The 5,434-nt window shown below is 57.2% G+C and carries 2 rRNA genes; both read left to right on the forward strand.

Annotated elements, in window-relative coordinates:
- The first annotated feature begins 218 nt into the window (after positions 1-218).
- Positions 219-1,738, forward strand: a 16S ribosomal RNA gene (locus ACZ7LE_RS28480).
- Between the two features lie 556 nt (positions 1,739-2,294).
- A 23S ribosomal RNA gene (locus tag ACZ7LE_RS28485) occupies positions 2,295-5,424 on the forward strand.
- Together the 16S and 23S rRNA genes form the textbook arrangement of a ribosomal RNA operon.
- Positions 5,425-5,434 lie beyond the last annotated feature (10 nt).

Consider the following 5,434-nt stretch of genomic DNA (forward strand, 5'->3'; position numbering starts at 1 on the left):
GGCTCTGACGGTGTGCGTCGGTTGTTTGAGAACTCAACAGTGTGCTTGATAGTCAATGCCAATTATTTGACTCTCAGCGTTTCGGGTCGTGCCGCCAGCAGGGTGGTGTGGACGGAATCGGTGGGGGTTGTTTTTGGATCGGATCAATGAACCAGTTTGGTTTTGATCTGGCCAGTATCATTGTTCGCGCTCACGTGAGTGGGTGTGGATGTTTCTCTTTTACGGAGAGTTTGATCCTGGCTCAGGACGAACGCTGGTGGCGTGCTTAACACATGCAAGTCGAACGGTGAAGCCCAGCTTGCTGGGTGGATCAGTGGCGAACGGGTGAGTAACACGTGAGCAACCTGCCCTCCACTTCGGGATAAGCCTTGGAAACGGGGTCTAATACCGGATATGAGCGCCTGCCGCATGGTGGGTGTTGGAAAGTTTTTCGGTGGGGGATGGGCTCGCGGCCTATCAGCTTGTTGGTGGGGTAATGGCCTACCAAGGCGTCGACGGGTAGCCGGCCTGAGAGGGCGACCGGCCACACTGGGACTGAGACACGGCCCAGACTCCTACGGGAGGCAGCAGTGGGGAATATTGCACAATGGGCGAAAGCCTGATGCAGCGACGCCACGTGAGGGATGACGGCCTTCGGGTTGTAAACCTCTTTCAGCAGGGAAGAAGCGCAAGTGACGGTACCTGCAGAAGAAGCGCCGGCTAACTACGTGCCAGCAGCCGCGGTAATACGTAGGGCGCAAGCGTTGTCCGGAATTATTGGGCGTAAAGAGCTCGTAGGCGGTCTGTCGCGTCTGGTGTGAAATCCCATGGCTCAACTGTGGGCTTGCATCGGGTACGGGCAGACTAGAGTGCTGTAGGGGAGACTGGAATTCCTGGTGTAGCGGTGGAATGCGCAGATATCAGGAGGAACACCGATGGCGAAGGCAGGTCTCTGGGCAGTTACTGACGCTGAGGAGCGAAAGCATGGGGAGCGAACAGGATTAGATACCCTGGTAGTCCATGCCGTAAACGTTGGGCACTAGGTGTGGGGCCAGTTCCACTGGTTCTGTGCCGCAGCTAACGCATTAAGTGCCCCGCCTGGGGAGTACGGCCGCAAGGCTAAAACTCAAAGGAATTGACGGGGGCCCGCACAAGCGGCGGAGCATGCGGATTAATTCGATGCAACGCGAAGAACCTTACCAAGGCTTGACATGTACGAGAAAGCCCCAGAGATGGGGTTCTCTTTGGACACTCGTACACAGGTGGTGCATGGTTGTCGTCAGCTCGTGTCGTGAGATGTTGGGTTAAGTCCCGCAACGAGCGCAACCCTTATCCTATGTTGCCAGCGGGTTATGCCGGGGACTCATGGGAGACTGCCGGGGTCAACTCGGAGGAAGGTGGGGATGACGTCAAATCATCATGCCCCTTATGTCTTGGGCTTCACGCATGCTACAATGGCCGGTACAGAGGGCTGCGATACCGTGAGGTGGAGCGAATCCCAAAAAGCCGGTCTCAGTTCGGATCGGGGTCTGCAACTCGACCCCGTGAAGTCGGAGTCGCTAGTAATCGCAGATCAGCAACGCTGCGGTGAATACGTTCCCGGGCCTTGTACACACCGCCCGTCAAGTCACGAAAGTTGGTAACACCCGAAGCTCACGGCCCAACCCTCGGGAGGGAGTGGTCGAAGGTGGGACTGGCGATTGGGACTAAGTCGTAACAAGGTAGCCGTACCGGAAGGTGCGGCTGGATCACCTCCTTTCTAAGGAGCTCATCTCCATCACCGGCCCTATGTGGTCGTTGCCTGCACGTCACCCTTGGGGTGCGTCGGGTGGTGGTGGCAGAGGCCAGGCCCAGGCCGTACGCGTCTGGGGTGGTTGCTCATGGGTGGAACATTGACGAAGAGTCACCTGACCGGTGACTGCTGCTAGTACGCCGGCTCTCCTTGTGGGGGTTGGAAGGAACGTGGTGGTACGGGTCATGGGGGCTTGCCAAGCACACTGTTGGGTCCTGAGGCAACCGGCCGCCTCACGCACCGCTCCTGAAGGGTTTCGGTCCTGGTGGGGTGGGGGTGTGGGTGTGGGTGGGTGTTTCTGGAGGACACGGGTCACTGAGTGGCAGTCCAGACCAGCCGGCTTGCCGGTGGTGGTGGTTGCGGATCGCTCTGGTGGGTTCGTCCGTTGCTTGAGAACTGCATAGTGGACGCGAGCATCTTTGAATTTTTCCAAGACTGCTCTGTGATGATCGCTGGCATGGGTTCGCCTGTGTGGGTTTGATTGTCTCAGGTCATGTTGTCTTGGTTTCTGTGATTGTAGTGTTGCTGAAGTTTTTAAGGGCACATTGGTGGATGCCTTGGCACTAGGAGCCGAAGAAGGACGTTGTAGCCTGCGATAATCCTCGGGGAGTTGGCAGACGAGCTGTGATCCGAGGGTCTCCGAATGGGGGAACCCAGCCGAAGTCATGTTCGGTTACCCGCGCCTGAATGTATAGGGCGTGTGGAGGGAACGTCGGGAAGTGAAACATCTCAGTACCGACAGGAAGAGATATTCCGTGAGTAGTGGCGAGCGAAAGCGGATGAGGCCAAACCGTATGCGTGTCAAGCTGTCAGGCGTTGCGTGTGCGGGGTTGTGGGACCTTCCGGGAAGATCTGACAGTCTTCCGGCCAGTAAGAAAGTCGTGTCATAGTCGAACCGGGTTGAATACCGGACCGTAGTGGGTGGGAGTCCCGTAGACGAAATGGTGCGGCCTGGTGGAGGGGATCCCAAGTAGCACGGGGCCCGTGAAATCTCGTGTGAATCTGGCAAGACCACTTGCTAAGCCTAAATACTACCTAGTGACCGATAGCGGACAAGTACCGTGAGGGAAAGGTGAAAAGTACCCCGGGAGGGGAGTGAAATAGTACCTGAAACCGTGTGCCTACAATCCGTCGGAGCCTCCTTGGTAGGGGTGACGGCGTGCCTTTTGAAGAATGAGCCTGCGAGTTAGTGCTCGGTGGCGAGGTTAACCCGTGTGGGGTATCCGTAGCGAAAGCGAGTCCGAACAGGGCGTTCATAGTCGCCGGGTCTAGACCCGAAGCGAAGTGATCTAGCCATGGGCAGGTTGAAGCGCCGGTAAGACGGCGTGGAGGACCGAACCCACCAGGGTTGAAAACCTGGGGGATGACCTGTGGTTAGGGGTGAAAGGCCAATCAAACTTCGTGATAGCTGGTTCTCCCCGAAATGCATTTAGGTGCAGCGTCGCGTGTTTCTTGCCGGAGGTAGAGCTACTGGATGGCTAATGGGCCTCACCAGGTTACTGACGTCAGCCAAACTCCGAATGCCGGTAAGTGCAAGCGCGGCAGTGAGACTGCGGGGGATAAGCTCCGTGGTCGAGAGGGAAACAGCCCAGATCACCGGCTAAGGCCCCTAAGCGTGTGCTCAGTGGGAAAGGATGTGGAGTTGCACAGACAACCAGGAGGTTGGCTTAGAAGCAGCCACCCTTGAAAGAGTGCGTAATAGCTCACTGGTCAAGTGATTCCGCGCCGACAATGTAGCGGGGCTCAAGCACACCGCCGAAGCCGTGGCACTCACATTGCGTTTGATCGCAAGCCCAGCACCAGACTTGTTCTGTGTGTTCAGGTGTGTGGGTGGGTAGGGGAGCGTCGTGTGGGCAGTGAAGTCGCAGGGTGACCTAGCGGTGGAGCCTACACGAGTGAGAATGCAGGCATGAGTAGCGAATGACGGGTGTGAATCCCGTCCGCCGAATGACCAAGGGTTCCAGGGCCAGGTTCATCCGCCCTGGGTAAGTCGGGACCTAAGGCGAGGCCGACAGGCGTAGTCGATGGACAAGGAGTTGATATTCTCCTACCGGCGAAGTACCGCCCATACCGAGCCCGGTGATACTAACCACCCCAAGCCAGCACACTGGTCTTCGGACCGGACCGTTGGGGAGGCGTGGGACCTGATCCGGTAGTAGGTAAGCGTGTTAACAGGGGTGACGCAGGAAGGTAGCCAGGCGTGGCGATGGTTGTCCACGTCCAAGGTTGTAGCCCGACACCTAGGCAAATCCGGGTGTCATTGAGGGTGAGAGCTGATAGTGACCGTGTATGCGGGAATCTGGTGATCCTATGCTGCCTAGAAAAGCCTCGACGCGAGGGACTAGCCGCCCGTACCCTAAACCGACTCAGGTGGTCAGGTAGAGAATACTAAGGCGATCGAGTGAATCGTGGTTAAGGAACTCGGCAAAATGCCCCCGTAACTTCGGGAGAAGGGGGGCCTGAACCGTTAACCCACTTGCTGGGGGACGCGGGGAGGGCCGCAGAGACCAGGGAGAAGCGACTGTTTACTAAAAACACAGGTCCGTGCGAAGTCGCAAGACGATGTATACGGACTGACGCCTGCCCGGTGCTGGAAGGTTAAGAGGACGGGTTAGCTTCGGCGAAGCCCAGAATTTAAGCCCCAGTAAACGGCGGTGGTAACTATAACCATCCTAAGGTAGCGAAATTCCTTGTCGGGTAAGTTCCGACCTGCACGAATGGCGTAACGACTTCTCCGCTGTCTCAACCGCGAACTCGGCGAAATTGCACTACGAGTAAAGATGCTCGTTACGCGCAGCAGGACGGAAAGACCCCGGGACCTTTACTATAGCTTGGTATTGGTGTTCGGTGCGGTTTGTGTAGGATAGGTGGGAGACTGTGAAGCTCGGGCGCCAGCTCGGGTGGAGTCATTGTTGAAATACCACTCTGATCGCTTCGGATGTCTAACCTCGGTCCGTGATCCGGATCAGGGACAGTGCCTGGTGGGTAGTTTAACTGGGGCGGTTGCCTCCTAAAATGTAACGGAGGCGCTCAAAGGTTCCCTCAGCCTGGTTGGTAATCAGGTGTCGAGTGCAAGTGCACAAGGGAGCTTGACTGTGAGACCGACAGGTCGAGCAGGGACGAAAGTCGGAACTAGTGATCCGGCGGTGGCTTGTGGAAGCGCCGTCGCTCAACGGATAAAAGGTACCCCGGGGATAACAGGCTGATCTTGCCCAAGAGTCCATATCGACGGCATGGTTTGGCACCTCGATGTCGGCTCGTCGCATCCTGGGGCTGGAGTAGGTCCCAAGGGTTGGGCTGTTCGCCCATTAAAGCGGTACGCGAGCTGGGTTTAGAACGTCGTGAGACAGTTCGGTCCCTATCCGCTGCGCGCGTAGGAAACTTGAGAAGGGCTGTCCCTAGTACGAGAGGACCGGGACGGACGAACCTCTGGTGTGCCAGTTGTTCCGCCAGGAGCATGGCTGGTTGGCTACGTTCGGAAGGGATAACCGCTGAAAGCATCTAAGCGGGAAGCCTGCTTCGAGATGAGGTTTCCATACACCTTTGTGTGTGAGAGGCACCCAGCAGACCACTGGGTTGATAGGCCGGATGTGGAAGCAGGGACTGAAGACCTGTGGAGCTGACCGGTACTAACCTGCCGATAACTTCACAACCACACTCACA

It is taken from the genome of Promicromonospora sp. NPDC110617 (assembly GCF_055598465.1).